The 21,044-nt window shown below is 36.8% G+C and carries 19 protein-coding genes; 6 read left to right on the top strand and 13 right to left on the bottom strand.

From position 1 onward, the window contains the following. Nucleotides 1-109 precede the first annotated feature (109 nt). The 13 genes from D1B32_RS10790 to rpmH form a co-directional block, all read right to left on the bottom strand. Nucleotides 110-814 (bottom strand): DUF554 domain-containing protein, encoded by a 705-nt coding sequence (locus tag D1B32_RS10790; protein ID WP_118889309.1) that lies wholly within the window; start codon nucleotides 812-814, stop codon nucleotides 110-112. A 238-nt stretch (nucleotides 815-1,052) separates the two neighbouring features. Beyond that, complete coding sequence (locus tag D1B32_RS10785; protein WP_118889308.1) at nucleotides 1,053-1,892, bottom strand: ParB/RepB/Spo0J family partition protein; 840 nt, start codon at nucleotides 1,890-1,892, stop codon at nucleotides 1,053-1,055. Next, nucleotides 1,873-2,646, bottom strand: coding sequence for a ParA family protein (locus D1B32_RS10780; RefSeq protein ID WP_118889307.1), 774 nt, complete (start codon nucleotides 2,644-2,646; stop codon nucleotides 1,873-1,875). Before D1B32_RS10780 ends, D1B32_RS10785 begins: the two co-directional genes overlap by 20 nt. Nucleotides 2,647-2,831: 185 nt before the next feature. Next, entirely contained in the window at nucleotides 2,832-3,689 is an 858-nt protein-coding gene (noc, locus tag D1B32_RS10775) for a nucleoid occlusion protein (RefSeq protein ID WP_118889306.1), read from the bottom strand. 409 nt (nucleotides 3,690-4,098) lie between these two features. Further along, nucleotides 4,099-4,815: a 16S rRNA (guanine(527)-N(7))-methyltransferase RsmG gene (gene rsmG / locus D1B32_RS10770; RefSeq protein ID WP_095314004.1), complete on the bottom strand. Its 717-nt coding sequence runs from the start codon at nucleotides 4,813-4,815 to the stop codon at nucleotides 4,099-4,101. Between the two features lie 75 nt (nucleotides 4,816-4,890). Further along, a complete protein-coding gene (mnmG, locus tag D1B32_RS10765; RefSeq protein WP_095314002.1) occupies nucleotides 4,891-6,777 on the bottom strand; it encodes a tRNA uridine-5-carboxymethylaminomethyl(34) synthesis enzyme MnmG in 1,887 nt (628 codons plus the stop codon). A 46-nt stretch (nucleotides 6,778-6,823) separates the two neighbouring features. Continuing rightward, nucleotides 6,824-8,200 carry a tRNA uridine-5-carboxymethylaminomethyl(34) synthesis GTPase MnmE gene (gene mnmE, locus D1B32_RS10760; protein ID WP_095314000.1) on the bottom strand — a complete coding sequence of 459 codons (1,377 nt, stop codon included), beginning with the start codon at nucleotides 8,198-8,200 and terminating at the stop codon, nucleotides 6,824-6,826. Nucleotides 8,201-8,438: 238 nt separating this feature from the next. After that, entirely contained in the window at nucleotides 8,439-9,062 is a 624-nt protein-coding gene (locus D1B32_RS10755; protein WP_095313998.1) for a hypothetical protein, read from the bottom strand. Nucleotides 9,063-9,093: 31 nt separating this feature from the next. Beyond that, complete coding sequence (locus D1B32_RS10750) at nucleotides 9,094-9,963, bottom strand: DUF7587 domain-containing protein (RefSeq protein WP_095313996.1); 870 nt, start codon at nucleotides 9,961-9,963, stop codon at nucleotides 9,094-9,096. Nucleotides 9,964-10,318: 355 nt separating this feature from the next. Then, nucleotides 10,319-10,933 carry an RNA-binding cell elongation regulator Jag/EloR gene (jag, locus tag D1B32_RS10745; RefSeq protein ID WP_095313995.1) on the bottom strand — a complete coding sequence of 205 codons (615 nt, stop codon included), beginning with the start codon at nucleotides 10,931-10,933 and terminating at the stop codon, nucleotides 10,319-10,321. A 14-nt stretch (nucleotides 10,934-10,947) separates the two neighbouring features. Beyond that, nucleotides 10,948-11,664, bottom strand: a complete 717-nt coding sequence (yidC, locus tag D1B32_RS10740) for a membrane protein insertase YidC (RefSeq protein ID WP_379602079.1) — start codon at nucleotides 11,662-11,664, stop codon at nucleotides 10,948-10,950. Between the two features lie 132 nt (nucleotides 11,665-11,796). Beyond that, nucleotides 11,797-12,138 carry a ribonuclease P protein component gene (rnpA, locus tag D1B32_RS10735; protein ID WP_095313992.1) on the bottom strand — a complete coding sequence of 114 codons (342 nt, stop codon included), beginning with the start codon at nucleotides 12,136-12,138 and terminating at the stop codon, nucleotides 11,797-11,799. A gap of 211 nt (nucleotides 12,139-12,349) precedes the next feature. Beyond that, the gene (gene rpmH / locus D1B32_RS10730; protein WP_011067894.1) at nucleotides 12,350-12,484 is read right to left on the bottom strand and encodes a 50S ribosomal protein L34; all 135 of its coding nucleotides are present in this window, start codon (nucleotides 12,482-12,484) and stop codon (nucleotides 12,350-12,352) included. 943 nt (nucleotides 12,485-13,427) lie between these two features. On the opposite strand from rpmH, the gene dnaA reads away from it, so the two are divergent. The 6 genes from dnaA to gyrB all read left to right on the top strand — a co-directional run bounded on the left by dnaA (nucleotide 13,428) and on the right by gyrB (nucleotide 20,695). Then, nucleotides 13,428-14,771, top strand: a complete 1,344-nt coding sequence (gene dnaA / locus D1B32_RS10725; protein WP_095313991.1) for a chromosomal replication initiator protein DnaA — start codon at nucleotides 13,428-13,430, stop codon at nucleotides 14,769-14,771. Nucleotides 14,772-15,061: 290 nt separating this feature from the next. Next, nucleotides 15,062-16,198 (top strand): DNA polymerase III subunit beta, encoded by a 1,137-nt coding sequence (gene dnaN / locus D1B32_RS10720; RefSeq protein ID WP_095313989.1) that lies wholly within the window; start codon nucleotides 15,062-15,064, stop codon nucleotides 16,196-16,198. A 569-nt stretch (nucleotides 16,199-16,767) separates the two neighbouring features. Further along, entirely contained in the window at nucleotides 16,768-16,983 is a 216-nt protein-coding gene (gene yaaA / locus D1B32_RS10715) for a S4 domain-containing protein YaaA (protein WP_095313987.1), read from the top strand. 108 nt (nucleotides 16,984-17,091) lie between these two features. After that, nucleotides 17,092-18,204, top strand: coding sequence for a DNA replication/repair protein RecF (gene recF, locus D1B32_RS10710; protein ID WP_095313985.1), 1,113 nt, complete (start codon nucleotides 17,092-17,094; stop codon nucleotides 18,202-18,204). Nucleotides 18,205-18,232: 28 nt separating this feature from the next. Then, nucleotides 18,233-18,514, top strand: coding sequence for an extracellular matrix regulator RemB (gene remB, locus D1B32_RS10705; RefSeq protein WP_095313983.1), 282 nt, complete (start codon nucleotides 18,233-18,235; stop codon nucleotides 18,512-18,514). A gap of 255 nt (nucleotides 18,515-18,769) precedes the next feature. Next, nucleotides 18,770-20,695 (top strand): DNA topoisomerase (ATP-hydrolyzing) subunit B, encoded by a 1,926-nt coding sequence (gene gyrB / locus D1B32_RS10700; protein WP_095313981.1) that lies wholly within the window; start codon nucleotides 18,770-18,772, stop codon nucleotides 20,693-20,695. Nucleotides 20,696-21,044: the final 349 nt, after the last annotated feature.

The following is a 21,044-nucleotide window of genomic DNA, read 5'->3' as shown; positions in this document are numbered from 1 at the left end:
CCTACCATGCCCCTTTCAAAACGAAAGGTTACCAAAAAAATACTGGCAAAGGAAGTATGTATGGACACTTCCTTTGCCAGTATTAAATGGATCGATGTATCAATTTATTTTATAAAAGCGAATAGATATAATAAATAATTCCTACCGTCACAATCGCAGGCAATAAATTACCGATGCGAATTTTTGTGATTTTTAATAGATTTAAACCAATTGCTACGATTAATAAACCACCAACAGCTGTAACTTCTACAATCAATCCATTTAAAAATTCTTCAGGTAACAATCTCTCAATTTGTGTTGCAACCAGCGCAATTATACCTTGGTAGAGAACAACCGGTATTACCGATAATATTACACCAAATCCTAATGTTGTTGTTAATACAAGTGCAGTAAAACCATCAATTACCCCTTTTGTAATAAGCACTTCGTGATCGCCTCGTATCCCACTATCCAATGCACCAATAATAGCCATTGCGCCAATACAAAATATCAATGTTGCTGTAATAAAGCCTTGGGCGATGCTTGTATCACTATCTCTATTCGTGAATTTACTGCCTACCCAATAGCCAAGACGATTTAGCCCCTCTTCCAAATGAGTAAATTCACCAATTATTGCCCCAGTAAGAAGACTTAATAGGACAATTATAATTTGGTCGCCTACCAATGCCATTTGCAAACCTATCAATACAACAGCAAGTCCAATACCGTGCATAACCGTTTCTTTGTATCTTTCAGGTATCTTCGTGAAAAACAATCCAAAAATACAACCTATAAGTATGAGTGCTCCATTTACTAATGTACCAAATAAAATCATTTCTATCTCTCCACCATTTTTTTCGTTATATGTAATTTAAGGGCGGTGTATCTTCGAAAATCTAATGCAATATCAACCGGGTATTCCTTATCCGGTTGAAAATAGTACAGGAAAAGGTCTGAGACCGTGGCCCTGGCAAGTATCTCACCGTGAATGTTTCACGTGGAACATCTTCCATTAACCTTCTTTAAATAAAATGAAAGACTGATAGTAGAAACGATCAGTCTTTCTAAATACCCTATTTATTTAAATATTCGATAAGACGATTTAAATCATCATCCGTGTAAAATTCAATTTCGATTTTTCCTTTACGTTTACCTTTTTGGATATTAACCGCCGTACCTAATCGCTCTCTCAATACCGTCTCTTGTTCTTCCAGAAAAACGTCTTTTTTCGGTTTTTCCTTTTTTGCTGGCTGTTTTTCATTCAACTGGATAATTAATTTCTCAACCTGACGGACATTTAGTTTTTCATGACGAATTTTATTTACCAGCGGGAATAACTTATCCTTGTCTTTTAAACCTAAGAGGGCGCGTCCATGCCCCATTGATAACTCTCCGTTATTAATATAGGCTACAACCTGATCTGGCAATGAAAGCAAACGAACCATATTCGCGATATGTGGACGACTCTTTCCTAATCTCCTTGACAGCTCTTCTTGTGTTATTTTTAACTCCGTCATCAAGTTTGCATAGGCATGAGCTTCTTCAATTGGTGTAAGGTCTTCACGCTGTAAGTTTTCTAATAGAGCAATCTCCATCATTTTTTCATCCGTTAGCTCTTTGACAATGACTGGGATTGTTTTTAAACCAGCTTCTTTAGCAGCCCGAAAACGTCTTTCACCTACAACAATTTCATACCCTTTAATACTTTTGCGCGCAACCAAAGGTTGAATAATGCCATACTCTAAGATAGACTCTTTCATTTCCTCGATTGCATCCGCATGAAATGTTTTTCTCGGTTGATAAGGATTTGGCCTACATTCTGTGATAGCAATTTCTTCTATTGAACCAGCTTCTTCTTGCTCGTTTTCATTCAGAAACAAAGCATTAAGTCCTTTACCCAACCCTTTCGCCATTTGCCATCACTTCCCTCGCTAATTCAAGATAAACCTCTGCACCTCGGGATTTTGGATCATAACTGATAATTGGCATTCCATGACTTGGAGCCTCTCCTAATCTTACATTCCTCGGTATAATTGTTTTATAGACTTTATCTTGAAAGTATTTTTTAACCTCTTCAATCACTTGAATACCTAGATTTGTTCTTGCATCAAGCATTGTTAGTAATACACCTTCAATCATCAATTGTTTGTTCAAATGTTTTTGAACAAGACGAATGGTGTTAAGCAATTGACTAAGTCCTTCCAACGCATAATATTCACACTGGACTGGAATCATGACAGAATCAGAGGCAGTCAGTGCATTAATGGTTAATAACCCCAAAGAAGGCGGGCAATCTATAATGATATAATCATAGTTTTCTTTTAAACTTTCAAGTGCCCTTTTTAAACGAATTTCCCTTGAGATAATAGGGACTAATTCAATTTCTGCACCAGCCAATTGAATGGTTGCAGGTATAATATCTAAATTGTCTATATTTGTCGAAACAATTACCTCTTCTGCAGGCAAATCCTCAACAAGCACATTATAAACACAGTTACTAGCGTCTGCTTTATTAACTCCTACCCCACTTGTTGCATTTCCTTGTGGATCTGTATCAACAAGTAATACTTTATTCCCTAAAGAAGCAAGACAAGCACTAAGGTTTACGGACGAAGTTGTCTTTCCAACGCCACCTTTTTGATTTGCGATGGCCAATATTTTTCCCATGTTGACACCTACCTAACTATATACATACTATATTATCACTAAATGAATAGAAGCGACTATCTTTTTTTCTTTTTTTGTGAAATTGTAATGATAAAATGGCAATTTATCAACTAAAAACAAACTGGTTATGCAAAATACCCACCTTTTCGACAAAGATGGGCTAATGTTAAATAGTATGATAAGTATTATTTCTTTTTAGGTATTTTAATCGTAATTTGATAGTAATCGTCTAACTCTTTTTCATCCGATTCCACTTCTACTCCGGTATCTGACACCATGTTTAAGGATTGTCGAATGGTATTCATTGCTATCCGAATATCCTTATTGACACCTTTTAATTTTGGACGTTTCTTTGTTTGCTCTTTCGGCTCATTCATTTTAGCAATTCGTTCTTCTGTTTGTTTCACATTCAAATCGTTATCCATAATGACCTGCAAAACGTGCAATTGCTGTTCCGGTTCCTTAAGCTTGATTAACGCTCGTGCATGTCTTTCTGTTATCGTTTTATTTAATAAAGCTGTTTGCACTTCCTCTGGAAGCTTTAAAAGTCTTAGCTTATTTGCAATCGTTGATTGATTTTTACCTAATCGCTGCGCCAATGCCTCTTGAGTCAATGAATGTAGCTCTAATAGCTTCGCATATGCTAATGCTTCTTCTATAACGGTTAATTCCTCCCGTTGTAAGTTTTCAATTAGTGCCACAGAAGCTGTCTCTGCATCAGACATATCCCGAATGATGACAGATACCTTCTCCCAACCTAGGGATTGAACAGCTCTCCACCTTCGTTCACCAGCAATCAGCTCAAATTTTTCTTCATCTAGCTTTCTTACTACAATTGGCTGGATCATTCCATGAGTATGAATGGTTTGAGCCAATTCCTTTATCTTTTCTTCATTAAAAATAGTTCTTGGTTGGAAACGGTTCGCTTGAATTCGATCTACTGGAAGCTGAATCACTTCATCTGGATTAAATTCCTCCGTCTCCTCTAATTCAGGGGTTCCTTTATCCCCTAAACCAAATATCCGATTAAAAGGATGTACCACTTACCTGACACCACCTTCATAATTTAACAAAATAAAATCATCTATGTATAAAAATTGTTTCACGTGAAACAATTGAATGTCTAATTTAAATCAAGTATAGCATAAAGTAAAACTTCATTCAGTGGGGTTCCATACGTCTCCCATTTTCACATTTTTTATCTTTCTCAAGCTGATGGGGTTATTACAAACCGTTAATACGTGATAAAAAGGAATTTACAAGAAAAAACGCGCCAGCATTCTGCTGCTGTGCGAAATATACTTACCTTATATTACATTTATTTTACCACATTTGTCCTCAAAAAAGTAATGAATCTTTCGTGAAAAACGATTTGTTCATTTAAATAAAAAAGGAAATTCGTATAGCAGGTGGTGTCTTTTCTATACGAATTTCAAAATAAAATAATAATGCTTATTCAATTGGTTCTTTGTTTGGAAGACCAGCTTTTCTTGGATATTTTTTTGGTGTCTTTCGTTTTTTGCGAATAACAACAATAGAGCGTTCACTTTCCTCTTGTGGTAGTGCAAAGGTATGAATCGCTTCTACTTCTCCGCCAAGTAGCTCAATAGCTTTCTCTCCTATTTGTAGCTCTTCTTTCGCTTGCGCACCCTTCATCGCAATAAAAGCACCCGTTTTTTTCACTAATGGCAAACATAACTCACTAAGTACAGACATTCTTGCAACCGCTCTTGCAGTTACGATATCAAAAGATTCTCGAAACGAACTGTTTTTGCCGAAAGTCTCCGCTCGATCATGATAAAAAGCTACATTCGTTAAATTTAACGCTGCTGCCAAATGATTCAAAAATCCAATTCGCTTTTGTAATGAGTCAACTATCGTAACCTTTAAGTGTGGAAAACAGATTTTCAGTGGAATACTTGGAAATCCAGCACCGGCTCCAACATCACAAATATGTAATTCTTCTCTTAAATCATAATGAAATGCAGCTGTAATACAGTCATAGAAATGCTTTAAATAGACACCCTCTTCGTCTGTAATCGCTGTTAAATTTATTTTTTCATTCCATTCTACTAATATTCGAAAGTAAGTTGAAAATTGCTCACGTTGTGCATCTGTTAACTCAATTCCCTGTTCACCTAGTGCAGCTACAAATTGTTCTGGATTCATTAATCAACTAGTCCCTTCTATGTAATGGAAGAATAGCGACGTACCTTATTCATACGTCGCTATCTCCACCTCATTTTAATTTGCAATTCGTGCAATATTTCCCTGTTGAATATATACAAGCAAGATGGATATATCGGCAGGGTTAACACCAGAGATTCGAGACGCTTGGCCTACAGAGAGTGGACGAACTTTTTTCAGCTTCTCTACCGCTTCTGTTGCCAATCCATGGATAGCATCATAGTCAATATCATCTGGAATCTTCTTGTCTTCCATTTTTAACATTCGCTCTACTTGCTCATTTGCTTTTTTAATATAGCCTTCATACTTCACTTGAATTGCTACCTGTTCACGCATTTCAGGACTCAATTCCGTATTCGCTTCTATCATTTGTTCAATATGATCATAGCTTAGCTCTGGACGCTTCAGCAAATCATAAGCTTTTACTGGTTCCTTTAATGGAGTAGCTCCCGCACTTTCCATAATCGCATTTACTGCCTCCGTTGGCTTAATTGTAAGTTTTTTAAGTCGTTTTTTCTCCAGTTCTACGAAACTTTTCTTCTGTTGGAAATTAGCGTAACGTTCTTCAGAGATTAACCCTAGCTCATATCCCATATCTGTCAAACGTAAATCAGCATTATCATGACGGAGCAATAAACGATATTCCGCACGTGACGTTAATAAACGATACGGCTCGTTTGTGCCTTTGGTAACTAAGTCATCAATTAGAACACCGATATATGCTTGAGAACGATCTAAAATAACTGGCTCTTTACCAAGTACTTTCGCTGCCGCGTTAATACCAGCCATAATCCCCTGCCCTGCAGCTTCTTCATAGCCAGAGGTACCATTAATTTGTCCTGCTGTATACAATCCTGGAATTTTCTTTGTTTCTAATGTTGGCCAAAGCTGGGTAGGTACGACCGCATCGTATTCAATCGCATAGCCAGCACGCATAATAACGGCATTTTCAAGACCTGGTACTGTTTTTAACATCTCTTCCTGAACAGATTCAGGTAATGAAGTAGATAAACCTTGCACATAAACCTCTTCCGTATCTCTGCCTTCTGGTTCTAAGAAGATTTGATGACGCGGTTTATCATTAAAACGAACAATTTTATCCTCAATTGACGGGCAGTAACGTGCACCTGTTCCACGTTTTGCACCGGAATACATCGCGGAGAAACCTAAATTGTCGTTAATTACTTGGTGCGTAAATTCATTGGTATAGGTTAACCAGCATGGAAGCTGATCCGTAATTTGTTCCGTTGTTTCATAGGAGAATGACTGTGGATTGTCATCTCCTGGCTGGATTTCCGTTTTGGAGTAATCAACCGTGTGACTATTAACACGTGGCGGTGTACCTGTTTTAAATCGTGTTAATTCAAAACCAAGCTCCTCTAAGTTTTCAGAAAGCTTCACAGAAACACGTTGGTTATTTGGACCACTTTCATATTCCAAATGCCCCATCAATACTTTACCACGCATAAATGTTCCTGTCGTAACAATGACAGCTTCTGCAGTATACGTTGCCTTTGATTCTGTGACAACGCCTTTACATACACCATCCTCAACAATTAAAGAATCTACCATTCCTTGACGAACAGTCAAATTCTTTTCATTTTCAATAAGTTTTTTCATTTCGCGCATATATATTGGCTTATCAGCTTGTGCACGTAAAGCTTGCACAGCTGGGCCTTTTCCGGTATTTAACATCCGCATTTGGATGTAGCTTTTATCAATCACTTTCCCCATGATTCCACCGAGGGCATCAATTTCTCGAACAACAATCCCTTTAGCAGGTCCACCAATTGATGGATTACATGGCATAAAAGCGATCATATCGATATTCAATGTTAGCATTAACGTTTTGGCACCCATTCTTGCTGCAGCAAATCCAGCTTCGACCCCTGCATGCCCAGCGCCAATAACAATAACATCATAATGACCAGCATTGTATGTCATCACATTCATCCTTTCTAATTTTTTAATTCCGTATACCTATTCCAATCTATTTTCCTAAACAGAACTGCGAGAATAACTGATCAATTAAACTGTCACTCGCAGTATCTCCAATAATTTCACCTAAAAACTCCCATGTCCGGGTAACATCAATTTGCACGATATCCATTGGCATTCCGAGATCAATACCTTCCATCGCATCTTCTAACGCAAGGCTTGCTTGCTGCAGTAATTGGATATGCCTTGCATTCGAAACATAGGTTAGATCACCTGTCTCAATTTCTCCTGCAAAGAATGTATCAGCAATAGCTTGTTCCAATTCGTCTACCCCTTCTTCTTCAATTAGAGAAGTCGTAACTAGCGGTCTATCTCCTACAAGCTCTTTTACACGGTCCATATCCAGCTTCTGTTCCAGATCTGTTTTATTTATAATGACGATATATTCAAGCCCACTTACTGCTTCAAAGAGCTTGAAATCCTCATCTGTTAAGACATCATTGTTATTTAGTACAAATAAAATTAAATCGGACTCTTTTAATACTTGCCTTGAACGCTCGACACCAATTCGTTCCACAATATCCTCTGTTTCACGAATTCCAGCTGTATCGACCAATCGAAGCGGAACACCACGTACATTGACGTATTCCTCAATTATATCACGAGTTGTACCTGGAACATCTGTAACAATTGCTTTATTTTCCTGTACAAGTGTATTCATTAACGAAGATTTTCCGACATTTGGCCTGCCAATAATTGCTGTAGCAAGACCTTCACGTAAAATCTTCCCTTGTTTTGCGACACTTAATAATTCATCAATCTTCTTATGAACTTCCTTTGTTTTCGTACGCATCATTTCGTGGGACATTTCTTCCACATCATCGTATTCTGGATAATCAATATTTACTTCGACATGTGCAACTGTTTCAATCAATTCCTGACGCAGCTTTCCAATTAACCCGGATAAGCGACCGTCCATCTGCTTTAATGCCACAGACATTGCTCGGTCTGTTTTTGCTCGAATGAGGTCCATAACAGCCTCTGCCTGCGAAAGGTCAATTCTCCCATTCAAAAATGCACGTTTTGTAAACTCTCCTGGCTCTGCCAAGCGTGCACCAATGCTTAAGATAAGCTCTAGCACCCGGTTTACGGCTACCATACCACCATGACAGTTGATTTCAACGACATCTTCACGAGTAAATGTTTTCGGTGCGCGCATCACAGAAACCATTACTTCCTCAGCAATCTCACTTGTCTTTGGGTCGATAAGCTTCCCATAATGAATCGTATGAGAATCTACCTGGTTTAAATTTTTCCCTTTAAAAATACGTGCTGTCATTGAAACTGCCTCAGGACCGCTCAATCTTACAATCGCTATTGCCCCCTCACCAATCGGGGTTGATATCGCAGTAATTGTATCTGTCTCCATCACGATCACCTCCAACATTTTTTAAAAGCTTTTATCTATATCAATGGACAATAATTTAAATTTACGTCACTAACAAAATAGAATAACATAATTTCATTAAAAAATAAACTTATCCACAATTATTTTTTTCAGTAAGCTTCCAATAAAAAAGGCGAGAGGTTATCCACATGTGAATAACCTCTCGTCTTTTTATTTTATCAAACTACGCTAGCTGTTGATGATATTGATTTTTTATTCTTTATCCAGCTATCAATTCAAATACTCTTTCATAAGCATCATAAATTTTATCTGCCTCTTCTTCTTGATGGAACTCATTCTGATATACATAAACAAACAAATCCATTTCATAAAAGTTAATCAGAATTGCTACAAATGCTTTTGGTAATGCATCCCAGGAGTGAACCTCCTTTAGGCTCGATTCCAGCTCTTGATATATTTTTTCAAATTGTTGCTCATCCAATCCCTTACCACTACGCAATTTTTCAAAAAAATAACCATCTTCATTTATATACCTGACTAATTTTGTAAAAGTCTGGTTCTCTTGAAGTTCTGCTTCTCCTGTTTCTTCCAAGCATTTTTCGATTACTATTTTTATGTTTTTAGCTGCCTTCAGGATCTGTTCTGATTCTTCACCAGCATAATTAAGCGAAAAGTTATAGAGTTCACCATAAAGCTCAACCATCATTGTAGCTACCTCTTTTGGTATACTACTTACTCCTTTGTATTCCATTTTAAATAAAGTAAGCATTTCAACAACCTTTTCATACGCCTTTTCGTTAAAACCGTCCCCCATTCGAAGATCAACAAGTAAATTTAACGCTGATTCCTCAAAATTATGGATATGCTTATTTATATCACGCACACTTGTCACACTCCTATAAAAGAATCCATCCTTATTCTAGTAATTCAGATGGTCGACCTAACAGCTCAATGGCTGCAGCTGGAATTTCATATTCCACTAATAATTCTTGTGATGCATTGGCATATCTTCTAACCTTCTCCCAAGGTTCACCTTTCGAATTTACGAGATACTTGTCCTGAACTTTTGGATCTGTTAAATCATAATACATATTTGTTACCTTGCTTAAATCAATTTTTACGATTCGAAGATCATGAGCGCTGCCTTTATCCATAATGTTTGATGTTGCGTTTTTTAGTGCTATATCAAAACTTTTCGTTGTTGAAATATATTTTGACCCTTTGAAGTTTTTCTTCCCGCCATTATTAACATGTCCAGCAATGGTTATATGCTCGCGTTCTGGAGCCTTTGCAAAAATGCCTTTCGTCGGATCCTCGTCTTCTCGTAATACGCGATAAACGATATTACCATTTGAATCTTCATCAATATTTATATCGTCGATTGTATCTTTTGCTTGATCAATTGTACCATTGACGTCATCTATTGCATCCGTCGCATCATCGTTTCCAGTGAACTCGCCGACAGCATTGTCAACTGTTGTAATTAATTCACTAATATAGCTAACAATGTTATCAAAAACTTCTTTAATATTCTCTAAAGCTGTATCAATCGTTTCTCCTACACCATCAAACCAGTCCGTAACCGTATCCCAATAAGTCTCCTCTATATCTGTTCCGGTCGTTGTGACAGAACTTCCTATGTAGCTATTCTCTAAATTTCCATCCGAATTAATAGGAAAACTAAATTCCTCTGCCTTTATAGAGGAGGGCTGAAAAAAATGAAAAGAACATATCGATATAAATATTAAAAGTGCAATAATCCCCGGCAAATGGTATTTTTTCACCTTTTGGTTCCTCCTTAATTCTCTTTTCTTATCCAATAAAAAAATGGCTATGTCATTAGCAACTATTTCTTTATGCCATCTGCTCTTTAATCATGGAGAAATTGTTTTCGCTGTAGTTATACGTTATTTTTTGAATAAACTTACTATTTATCTCGTAGATGTTACATCAAATAAGCTGCTAACTTGATGAAAACCTTTAAATAATATGATAACAAAATTACTTTATATACTTTTCCACATACTAAAAATACCACAGTGTCCGACACTGTGGTATAGCCGAAAAGAGCTAGTTTAAGTTAATGTTTTAGTAATATTTATGCAGAACCCCGCTAAAGAATGTCTTTAGCGGGGTTCTTTATGGTTTAATGACGATATGCCGATGTGGTTCTACTCCATCTGAATAAGTCGAAACGTCATTAATACCTTGTAATGCACTATGAATGATTTTTCGCTCAAAAGCCGGCATTGGCTCAAGTGCTACTTTTTTATTGAGACGCTTTGCTTTATCCGCCATTTTATGTGCCAAGGACTCGAGCGTTTCTTTTCTTCTGCCGCGATATCCTTCTGCGTCTAATACAACGGTGTAGTAAGCTTTTTTATCCTTATTAATTGCGAGATGCAATAAGTATTGCAATGCGTTTAAGGTTTGTCCACGTTTCCCAATTAAAATTGCAATGTTTGCACCATCCAATTCATAGGTCACCTGGTTGCTCTCAACAGTAGTCTTCACTTCAACCGAAAGATTCATATTGCCTGCTATTTCTTTAATTAATTTCTCAGTTTCTTTTATTGGGTTTTTAGCAATTGTAACTTTGACAACGGCACGTTTCGATCCAAAAATGCCGAGTACACCCTTTTTTCCTTCATCGATTATATCAATCTCTACTTGGTCCTTCGTGGTGTTTAACTGCTCTAATGCCGATTGGACCGCTTCTTCGACTGTTTGTCCACTAGCAGTTATTTCTCTCACTATTTTCTCCTCCATTACTTATTCGTCATCATCGGTTTGTTAATGAGAAGTGTTTGAACAACCATAAAGATGTTACCTGTTACCCAGTATAATGCTAACGCTGCCGGGAAGAAGAATGCCATAACACCAATCATAATTGGCATTACGTAAAGCATAACCTGCATTTGCATTGCCATTTGCGGATTTTGCTTGGATGCAGAATTTGTTGACATCATTAGTTTTTGTTGCAAGAACGTAAATGCCCCCGTTAAAATCGGCAAAATATAATCTGGTGAACCAAGTTCAAACCATAGGAAGTTATGGGTACTAATTTCGGCAGTACGCATAATCGCATGATACATCGCAATCAGGATAGGCATTTGTACAAAAATCGGCAAACAACCAGCAAGTGGATTTACACCGTTTTTCTGGAATAACTGCATCGTTTCTTGCTGCAGCTTTTGCTGTGTAGTCGCATCTTTCGAACTATATTTCTTTTGGAGCTCTTGAAGCTTTGGCTGAATTTCTTGCATTGCTTTAGAGCTTTTTAATTGTTTAATACTTAGTGGTAAAATCAATAAACGAATTAAAATTGTTACAATAACAATCGATAATCCGTAACCTTCATTAAAAATTTCAGCTATTTTAATAATTACCCATGATAATGGATAAACAAAAATCGTATTCCAAATTCCTTCACTTTCGGCCGTAACCGGTTCATTAATCTCCGTACAGCCAGAAAGGATTGCCATTAAACCTACAAAGGTTATCAGCAAAAAAATCTTTTTACGCAATTTATTTCCTCCTTCATATGACCCTCATCACGCTCTACCTGTTATTTTATCCTAATTACACGTAAGATTCTATCTTTAAATAGATTTTTCCTATTTATTTAAAAGCCTCTCCTTATACAGTAAATGTGTCAGGCTTTTTTTTACTTCCTCAAGGCCCATATCCTTGGTTGGATTTCTAGCAATAATAACGATATCATAGGAGTTTTCGATATTATCCTCTAGATCCTGGAAGGCTTGTCTTAAGAAGCGTTTAATTCTATTTCGCGTAACCGCGTTCCCGATTTTTTTACCAACAGAAAGACCAATACGAAAATGCTCCTGATCTATCTTCTTTACATAATAGATAACAAGCTGTCGGTTAGCAAAGGATTTCCCATGTTTAAAGAGGTACTGAAATTCTTCATTTTTTTTTATACGAAACGCTTTCTTCATCTTTATCACCTTTATTTATACTCAAACACCATCGCCCGCAATAAATTATGTATAAAAAAAGCAGCTTGAATCACTGCTTTTCCGATCATTCTTCCGCTTCAGTTTACGTTCAAAAAGGAGGATAAAAAGGACCAAGAAGTTCGATGTGTCATTTTTACCGGACTTTTGAACATCCTTTAAAGCAGAAAAAGACCACTGACTTTTCAGTGGCCTATGCAGATAATACTTTTCTTCCTTTACGGCGACGACGAGCTAAAACATTACGTCCATTTTTAGTACTCATACGCGCACGAAAGCCATGTACTTTTTTGCGTTTACGGTTATTTGGTTGAAACGTTCTTTTCATTTATTCTGCACCTCCCCAAGGGATCCCTTTTAAATATCTAAATTAAAAATAATAACTTATCAATAGACAGTCCTTGACATTATACGAAAAACAACCATCATCTGTCAACTTAGATTTAAAAAATCTTTATCCACAGAGCCCGTTTATAATTATTTTAGGTTTTTTTTCTATCCACAACACCTATTTACAAGTTAAGCACAAAATATAGTAGTGTGGATAGTTATTATGCACAAGGTCTTGAATATGTGGATAACTATCCAAAAACCATTGCTTTATTCACTTTTATTTGATATTATATTTATGTTTTAACCTGTGGAAATCAAAAACAGCAATAAAACTTATTCACAATCTGTGGATAATATGTGGATAGTTGTTCACAGGGCATCGAATAACCTTTTCCACATACATGTGGATAACGTTTATAAGCAACTTTCTTCTTTATTATTCATATGGTTTACTATCCACAAGTCTCTCTATCGTAGTTATGCATAAAAGGAAACTTTTTATTTTCCTGTCTGCCAAAATAGATTTCATATAACTAAATATTTTCTATTCGTATATGTCAAGATATGTTTTAAACATATATATGATATGCCTTTCCATCTTATTCAAGATTGAGAGAGGCTTTTTCTGTCATTTGCAAAAGCGTAAGCACGTGGTTAGCGGCGTACGGACTGCACCCCAACTTTTGGGTGGTTCGACCTGTCGAACATTCGTACAGAGACAATGTTAACTTTCACCACAAGGGTATAAGTGCGACTAATTCTCATGTATTAACAGTCGGCAAGTCTTCTTTAGCGTGTCATGAGGTGATGGAAGTCTCGCTAGTCGCTGGATGCTGGAGCTGGAGGTGGCTGTTTAGGGAACTAAGCTACTTACAAGATTTGAATTTTGTTTCCTAAAATAACATGTGTAAACCAATTTGAAAGGAGTGAGATTGATATTGGAAAACATCGAAGAATTGTGGGTTGCTACGTTAGAGAAAATTGAAGAAAAAATTAGCAAACCCAGCTTTGATACGTGGTTAAAAAATACAAAGGCTGAAGCTATTGAAAAAAATACATTGATTATATCTGCACCAAATGAATTTGCTAGAGATTGGCTTGAAACACAGTATACAGAACTCATATCCGATATTCTTGGTGAAGTCACTGGTACAAAATTAAATACAAAGTTTATTATTCCTACTTCAAATATGGAAGTAGAAGATACAAAACAAGTGACAAACCAAAAAGCCGAATCCATTACAAATGATATGCCTAAATCTATGTTAAATTCCAAATATACATTTGATACATTCGTAATCGGTGCGGGAAATCGATTTGCTCATGCTGCTTCTTTAGCTGTAGCAGAAGCGCCAGCCAAAGCTTATAACCCACTCTTTATTTATGGTGGTGTTGGTCTTGGTAAGACACATCTTATGCATGCAATTGGACACTATGTTCGTGAGCATAATCCAAAAGCAAAGGTTGTTTATTTAACATCTGAGAAATTTACGAATGAATTCATCAATGCCATTATGGACAACAAATCCAATAGCTTCCGTAATAAATATCGAAATATCGATGTTCTATTAATTGATGATATTCAATTTATTGCTGGAAAAGAATCGACACAGGAAGAATTTTTCCATACATTTAATGCTTTACATGAAGAAAGTAAACAAATTATTATCTCGAGTGATCGTCCACCGAAAGAAATTCCAACATTGGAAGATCGCTTACGATCACGCTTTGAATGGGGACTAATTACCGATATTACACCACCAGATTTGGAAACGAGAATTGCAATTTTAACAAAAAAAGCAAAGGCTGAGGGACTTGATATACCAAATGAGGTCATGCTTTATATTGCAAATCAAATCAATACGAATATCCGCGAATTAGAAGGAGCGCTTATCCGCGTTGTTGCCTACTCCTCACTCGTTAATCAAGATATTGATGCCTCGCTTGCAGCAGATGCATTAAAGGATATTATTCCAAGCAGTAAGCCTAAAGTAATAACCATTGAAGGAATACAGGAAATTATAGCGGAAAGATACAATATTCGTATTGAAGATTTTGCAGCAAAGAAACGTACAAAATCGATTGCCTTTCCTAGACAAATTGCAATGTATCTTTCCAGAGAGCTTACCGATTTCTCTTTACCAAAGATAGGAGAGGAATTTGGTGGACGAGACCATACGACGGTCATTCACGCACACGAAAAAATTTCGAAATTACTCGAAGAAGATTCCGATCTAAATCGTGATATTGAAGATATAAAAGAAACATTAAAAACGATATAAGTCTCTTTTTTTGTTTTTCGACTTAGCTGTCCACATGTGAATAATGTTTATAAGTGTGCAAGCATATAAACAGGTTATACACATGTGGAAAACTTTACTGGTTTTGATGGAAATGCACTTATCCACATAATCACAGCGCCTATTACTATTATTACTGTTTTTTATAAAAATAAATATATATATAAATACATGTTCAAAAAGGAATAAAAAGAGTTAGAAAGTAAATCCGACATTTTTACCTAACTTTTGAACAATCTATAAAAGAACTTCCAAATTAGGAGGATATTTTCATGAAATTTATTATCAAACGTGATCGATTAATTGCAGGTATACAGGATGTCATGAAAGCAATCTCATCGAGGACCGTTATTCCAATTCTTACTGGAATGAAAATTGAAGCAAAACAATACGGAATTACACTAACAGGAAGTGATTCCGATATTTCCATTGAATCTTACATACCAGCAGAAGAAGATGATATGGTATATGTAGAGCAAATTGAGGAAGGATCTATTGTTTTACAAGCAAAATATTTCCCAGATATTATTCGCAAACTACCAGAGAATACAGTTGAAATTGAAGTTGATTCCAATCTGAAAGTTACCATTCGGTCTGGAAAAGCTGAATTTAATCTAAATGGTCAAGATGCAGAGGAATATCCACTATTACCTAAGCTACAAACGGATGATAGCTTTGAAATGCCAATTGATCTGTTGAAAAGTATGATTAAACAAACTGTATTTGCAGTATCCACAATGGAAACTCGACCAATTTTGACAGGCGTTAATTTGAAATTAGTTGACAAAGTTCTATCTTTTACAGCAACAGACAGTCATCGTTTGGCAAAAAGAGAAATCCCTGTAGCAGATGCTAACATCGCATTTCAGCAAGTTGTTGTACCAGGGAAAAGCTTAAACGAATTATATAAAATACTTGATGATACGGAAGAAACGGTTGAAATAAGTGTTACAAACAATCAAATTCTTTTCCGTACAAAGCATTTAAATTTCTTATCTCGTTTGCTTGATGGGAATTATCCAGAAACCTCTCGACTAATTCCAGAGCAAAGTAAAACGAAGATTCAAGTAAAAACAAAAGAATTACTCAATACAATTGATCGTGCATCACTTCTTGCAAAAGAAGAACGTAATAATGTCGTCAGGCTTTTTACACCAAATGATTCTGTCATTGAAATTTCTAGTAACTCACCAGAAGTTGGTAATGTCGTAGAGGAAATCGGCATCCAAGCAATGGAGGGGGAAGAGTTGAAGATATCATTCAGCTCGAAATATATGATTGATGCATTAAAAGCAATTGAATACGATGAGGTGATCATCGAATTCACAGGTGCTATGCGGCCATTTGTTATTCATCCACTGAACGAGGATTCAATATTACAATTAATTTTACCTGTTCGTACCTTCTAAAAAACTTAACACAAGAGCGAAGTGCCCTTCCAGACTACCATCGCAACGTCTTATCGTAGCAGTCTCGCTGGTCATTGGCACTTTGTGAACGTGTCTGTTTCGAACTAAGTTATACACAGCACTCAAATTTTAATTGCCTGACTGCGAAAAAAGCTCTAATAAGGGCTTTTTTTCGTTCATAGCAAAATATAAGCCCTTTTGCGCGTTTTTATGACAATTAGAGGTCTTACCTTCCCTTTCACCCAAAACTTTAGTAAAATAGTTATATAAGACAAATAAAAGGATGTTTACAGATGTGGAATCGAAATTTAATTTGTTTCTTTTCTAACATCGTATTTTTATCTCGTATTAAAAAACTGTAATATCCCGCCTCTTAGTCTAAGAACCAAAACCTGTAAAATGAGGATTAACAGTCCGTAACTTCTGATTCTGTTCAAAGGCCTGACTGTCTCCCGAATGATGCATTTCATGGGGGCAAAAGAAAGCCTCTGCGGAATGAAGTTTCGCATTATCACATCATCTAAAAAGATGTGCTTGTTTTAAAAAATCATAAGAATTTGGTGATGAACATGCAAGAAGAAATTAAAATAAATACAGAATACATCACTTTGGGCCAATTTATTAAGCTGACTAATATTTTGGAGTCCGGTGGAATGGTGAAAGCCTTTCTAGCAGATGTAGGTGTATTAGTAAATGGAGAAATAGAACATCGACGTGGGAGAAAGCTCTATCCAAAAGATGTAGTCGAAATAGAAGATGTTGGCTCGTATATTGTCGTAAGCTGATTGCATCCAACGCTACCCTGTTGATTAGAATTTAATTTTATTGGTCATTCATGCACGTGCAATGTGAATTTTTACCAATAAAACGAAGGAAAAAGAGGATTAATTTGCATGCACATTGAACAGCTTCAATTAACAAATTACCGTAATTACGAAAAATTGGATATCTCTTTTGATGATAAAGTGAACGTCATTATTGGTGAAAATGCACAAGGGAAAACGAACTTGATGGAAGCAATCTATGTAATGGCCTTTACTAAATCACATCGAACCCCACGTGAGAAAGAGCTTATCGGGTGGGATAAAGAATATGCTAAAATAGAAGGTAGAATAACAAAGCGTAATCATTCCATTCCCCTTGAAATCATTATTTCTTCCAAAGGAAAAAAAGCTAAATTAAATCGGCTCGAGCAAAAACGCTTAAGTGATTACATTGGGGCAATGAATGTTGTGATGTTTGCCCCAGAGGATCTAACGCTTGTTAAGGGGCCGCCCCAAACACGTAGACGTTTTATCGATATGGAGCTTGGTCAAATACAGCCGAGATATATTTATCATTTGGGACAGTATCAAAAAATACTGAAACAGCGCAATCATTTATTAAAACAAATGCAGAAAAAACGTACGACTGATTTTACAATGTTAGAGGTATTATCAGAGCAGCTGATTGAACATGCCTCCACATTATTAGAACGACGTTTTGTTTTCATGGATTTATTACGTAAGTGGGCTAAGCCAATCCATCATGGAATAAGCCGAGAGCTGGAAAACCTTGAAATTCGCTACAGTGCTACAATAGAAGTATCAGAAGATGCAAACATGGAAAAAATAGGTACTATCTATCGAGATAAATTTAAAGAAGTACAAGAAAAAGAAGTTGAACGCGGTACAACATTAATTGGACCACATCGAGATGATTTGATTTTTTATGTAAATGGAAAGGATGTTCAGACTTATGGTTCCCAAGGGCAGCAACGGACAACTGCACTATCCATTAAATTAGCTGAAATTGAACTCATTTACGGTGAAATCGGAGAATATCCAATTCTGCTTTTGGATGATGTTTTAAGTGAATTAGATGATTACAGACAATCGCATTTATTAAATACCATTCAAGGGCGTGTTCAAACCTTCGTTTCAACAACAAGTGTGGATGGAATTCATCATGATACATTAAAACAAGCAGAGCTGTTTCGTGTAATAGACGGAAGTGTGGACAACTAATCTGAAATCAGAGGTGGAGTGTGGTACCGTGTTTATTCATATTGGGGATAGCAATGTAATTCAATCGGAAGATATTGTTGCTATTATTGATTATAATTTGGTGTCATCATCTACGATTATGGATGAGATGATGGCTACAGCACATCAGAAGAAACAGATAATTGGTCCGAAAAAGAACGCTAAATCAGTCATGATTACGAAGAATACAATTTATTACAGTTCTTTATCGGTTTCTACGTTAAAGAAAAGATCGAGCATGATTCGGGCGATAAATAAATTAGACGATTATTCGGATGAAATTGTTCCATAGGCACAAAAGAAGAACCCCCTGTTTTACAATGTATAGAGCAGATGCATATTTTCACTATAAGTATAAATATGCATGTGATTAAGCCTCTTGTGAAGCATGTATCGCTAGTCGCTGCTTCGGTACTTTATTTATCCGCAGCATTCAAATTGTACAGTTTCCTAATAGTAACAACCAACAGTGTATCTAAATTCACTGCTAATTATAGATGATTTTTTACCGTATTACGTGTACTTCAATAGAAATGAGTGTGAGAAAATGTCAATGGAAGACAAAATAACAGATAACCAAGCATATGATGCTGACCAAATACAGGTACTAGAAGGTCTGGAGGCCGTACGCAAACGACCTGGAATGTACATCGGATCTACGAGTGAGAAAGGTTTGCACCATCTTGTATGGGAGATTGTTGATAATAGTATTGATGAAGCACTGGCTGGATATTGTGATCATATTCAGGTCATCGTTGAAAAGGATAATAGTATTACAGTAAAAGATAACGGGCGCGGGATTCCAGTTGATATCCAGAAAAAAACAGGAAGACCAGCATTAGAAGTTATTATGACCGTTTTGCATGCCGGTGGTAAATTTGGTGGCGGAGGCTATAAAGTTTCCGGTGGATTACATGGTGTAGGTGCTTCTGTTGTGAACGCTCTATCTAAAGGTTTAGAGGTGCATGTTCATCGCGATAATAAAATCCACTTTTTAGGCTTTGAAAAAGGTGTCCCAATTGGGGAAATTGAAGTAGTTGGCGAAACCGATATTACTGGTACAATTACGCATTTTACACCAGATCCGGAAATTTTTACTGAAACGACTGAATATAACCTGGAAACATTAGAACAACGTCTCCGCGAGTTGGCATTTTTAAATAAAGGGTTAACGATAACTGTTGAAGACAAGCGAACAGATAGCGAGCCGAAATCGTACTTTTACGAAGGCGGAATCAGCTCTTACGTTGAATTTATTAATAAAAATAAAGAGGTACTTCACGAACCTTTCTATGCTGAAGGAGAAGAAGAAGGAATTGCTATCGAGGTTTCCATTCAGTACAACGATGGGTTTGCGAGCAATTTATATTCCTTTGCGAATAATATTCATACGTATGAAGGCGGGACGCATGAAGTTGGGTTCCGTAGTGGTTTGACTCGTGTGATTAATGATTACGCAAGAAAAAGTAACCTGATCAAAGAAAATGACACAAACCTTTCTGGAGATGATGTCCGTGAAGGGATGACAGCAATTGTTTCTGTAAAACATCCAGACCCTCAATTTGAAGGGCAGACGAAGACAAAGCTAGGAAATAGTGAAGTACGTGCTATTACAGATTCTATATTCAGTGAGTCATTCTCAAAATTCTTATATGAAAACCCGACAATTGCCAAAATAATTGTCGATAAAGGATTAATGGCTTCACGTGCACGTTTAGCAGCAAAAAAGGCGCGTGAATTGACACGAAGAAAAGGTGCTTTGGACGTTTCCAGTTTACCTGGAAAACTAGCAGATTGTTCGTCTAGGGATGCATCAATTAGTGAGCTTTATATTGTTGAGGGAGACTCTGCCGGTGGTTCAGCGAAATCCGGTAGGGATCGTCATTTTCAAGCTATTCTTCCATTGCGTGGTAAGATTTTGAATGTCGAGAAAGCTCGACTTGACCGTATTTTATCCAATAATGAAGTACGTGCTATGATTACTGCCCTTGGTACTGGTATCTCCGAAGATTTCGATATTACGAAAGCAAGGTACCATAAAGTAGTCATTATGACAGATGCAGATGTTGACGGAGCACATATACGAACATTATTATTAACGTTTTTCTATCGTTATATGCGTCCATTAATTGAACATGGATATATTTATATTGCACAGCCTCCATTATATCAAGTGAAACAAGGGAAAACACAATACTATGCTTACAATGATAAAGAATTAGACCGTATCTTAGAAGAAATACCAAAGGCACCAAAACCAGGTATTCAGCGGTATAAAGGTCTTGGTGAGATGAATGCTGAGCAACTATGGGATACAACAATGGATCCGGAAAAACGTACACTGCTTCAAGTTGAATTATCCGATGCAATCGACGCAGACCAAGTTTTCGACATGCTTATGGGAGATAAAGTTGAACCAAGAAGGGTCTTTATCGAAGAAAATGCCCAATACGTTAAAAACCTGGATATCTAAACGGAAAGCGAAGGCGACTGTTTAGAAATGAAAGGCTAGCAAGGCCCGAAAAGCACATGGTTTTAGTGCTTGAAGTGTGAATTGCTTATGACCGTAGTTTCCAGGAGCCATAGCTAGACAGCGAAAAGTGAAGCGGGCTTGCCCAGCGACGTAAGGCAGTGACACGGGACCGTAGAGCGCATGGTTTTAGCGCTCGAAGTGTCCATTGACAATGACTGTAGTCGCTAGCCCACGTGCAGCTAGACAGCGAAAAGTGAAGCGGGCTTGCCCAGATAATGACAAGCAACGGAACTGGATAAATAAAGTAGAGTAGTTATTTTTCGAAGGTAATCACTATTGATGTTAAATA

The sequence above is a fragment of the Oceanobacillus profundus genome (genome assembly GCF_003515705.1).
GTDB classification, from domain to species: Bacteria; Bacillota; Bacilli; order Bacillales; family Amphibacillaceae; genus Oceanobacillus; species Oceanobacillus profundus.
This window is presented reverse-complemented; position numbering and strand designations above follow the sequence as displayed.

Excerpts from the sequence above, each read along its gene's own strand:
- yidC (WP_379602079.1), bottom strand. The coding sequence starts at position 11,664 with ATGGCAATCCTTTCTGGCTGTACGGAGATTAATGAACCGGTTACGGCC.
- D1B32_RS10780 (WP_118889307.1), bottom strand. The coding sequence starts at position 2,646 with ATGGGAAAAATATTGGCCATCGCAAATCAAAAAGGTGGCGTTGGAAAG.
- yaaA (WP_095313987.1), top strand. The coding sequence starts at position 16,768 with ATGCAAGAAGAAATTAAAATAAATACAGAATACATCACTTTGGGCCAA.
- D1B32_RS10790 (WP_118889309.1), bottom strand. The coding sequence starts at position 814 with ATGATTTTATTTGGTACATTAGTAAATGGAGCACTCATACTTATAGGT.
- rpmH (WP_011067894.1), bottom strand. The coding sequence starts at position 12,484 with ATGAAAAGAACGTTTCAACCAAATAACCGTAAACGCAAAAAAGTACAT.
- gyrB (WP_095313981.1), top strand. The coding sequence starts at position 18,770 with ATGTCAATGGAAGACAAAATAACAGATAACCAAGCATATGATGCTGAC.
- mnmE (WP_095314000.1), bottom strand. The coding sequence starts at position 8,200 with ATGGAGACAGATACAATTACTGCGATATCAACCCCGATTGGTGAGGGG.
- mnmG (WP_095314002.1), bottom strand. The coding sequence starts at position 6,777 with ATGACATACAATGCTGGTCATTATGATGTTATTGTTATTGGCGCTGGG.
- dnaN (WP_095313989.1), top strand. The coding sequence starts at position 15,062 with ATGAAATTTATTATCAAACGTGATCGATTAATTGCAGGTATACAGGAT.
- rnpA (WP_095313992.1), bottom strand. The coding sequence starts at position 12,138 with ATGAAGAAAGCGTTTCGTATAAAAAAAAATGAAGAATTTCAGTACCTC.
- D1B32_RS10785 (WP_118889308.1), bottom strand. The coding sequence starts at position 1,892 with ATGGCGAAAGGGTTGGGTAAAGGACTTAATGCTTTGTTTCTGAATGAA.
- recF (WP_095313985.1), top strand. The coding sequence starts at position 17,092 with ATGCACATTGAACAGCTTCAATTAACAAATTACCGTAATTACGAAAAA.
- rsmG (WP_095314004.1), bottom strand. The coding sequence starts at position 4,815 with ATGAATCCAGAACAATTTGTAGCTGCACTAGGTGAACAGGGAATTGAG.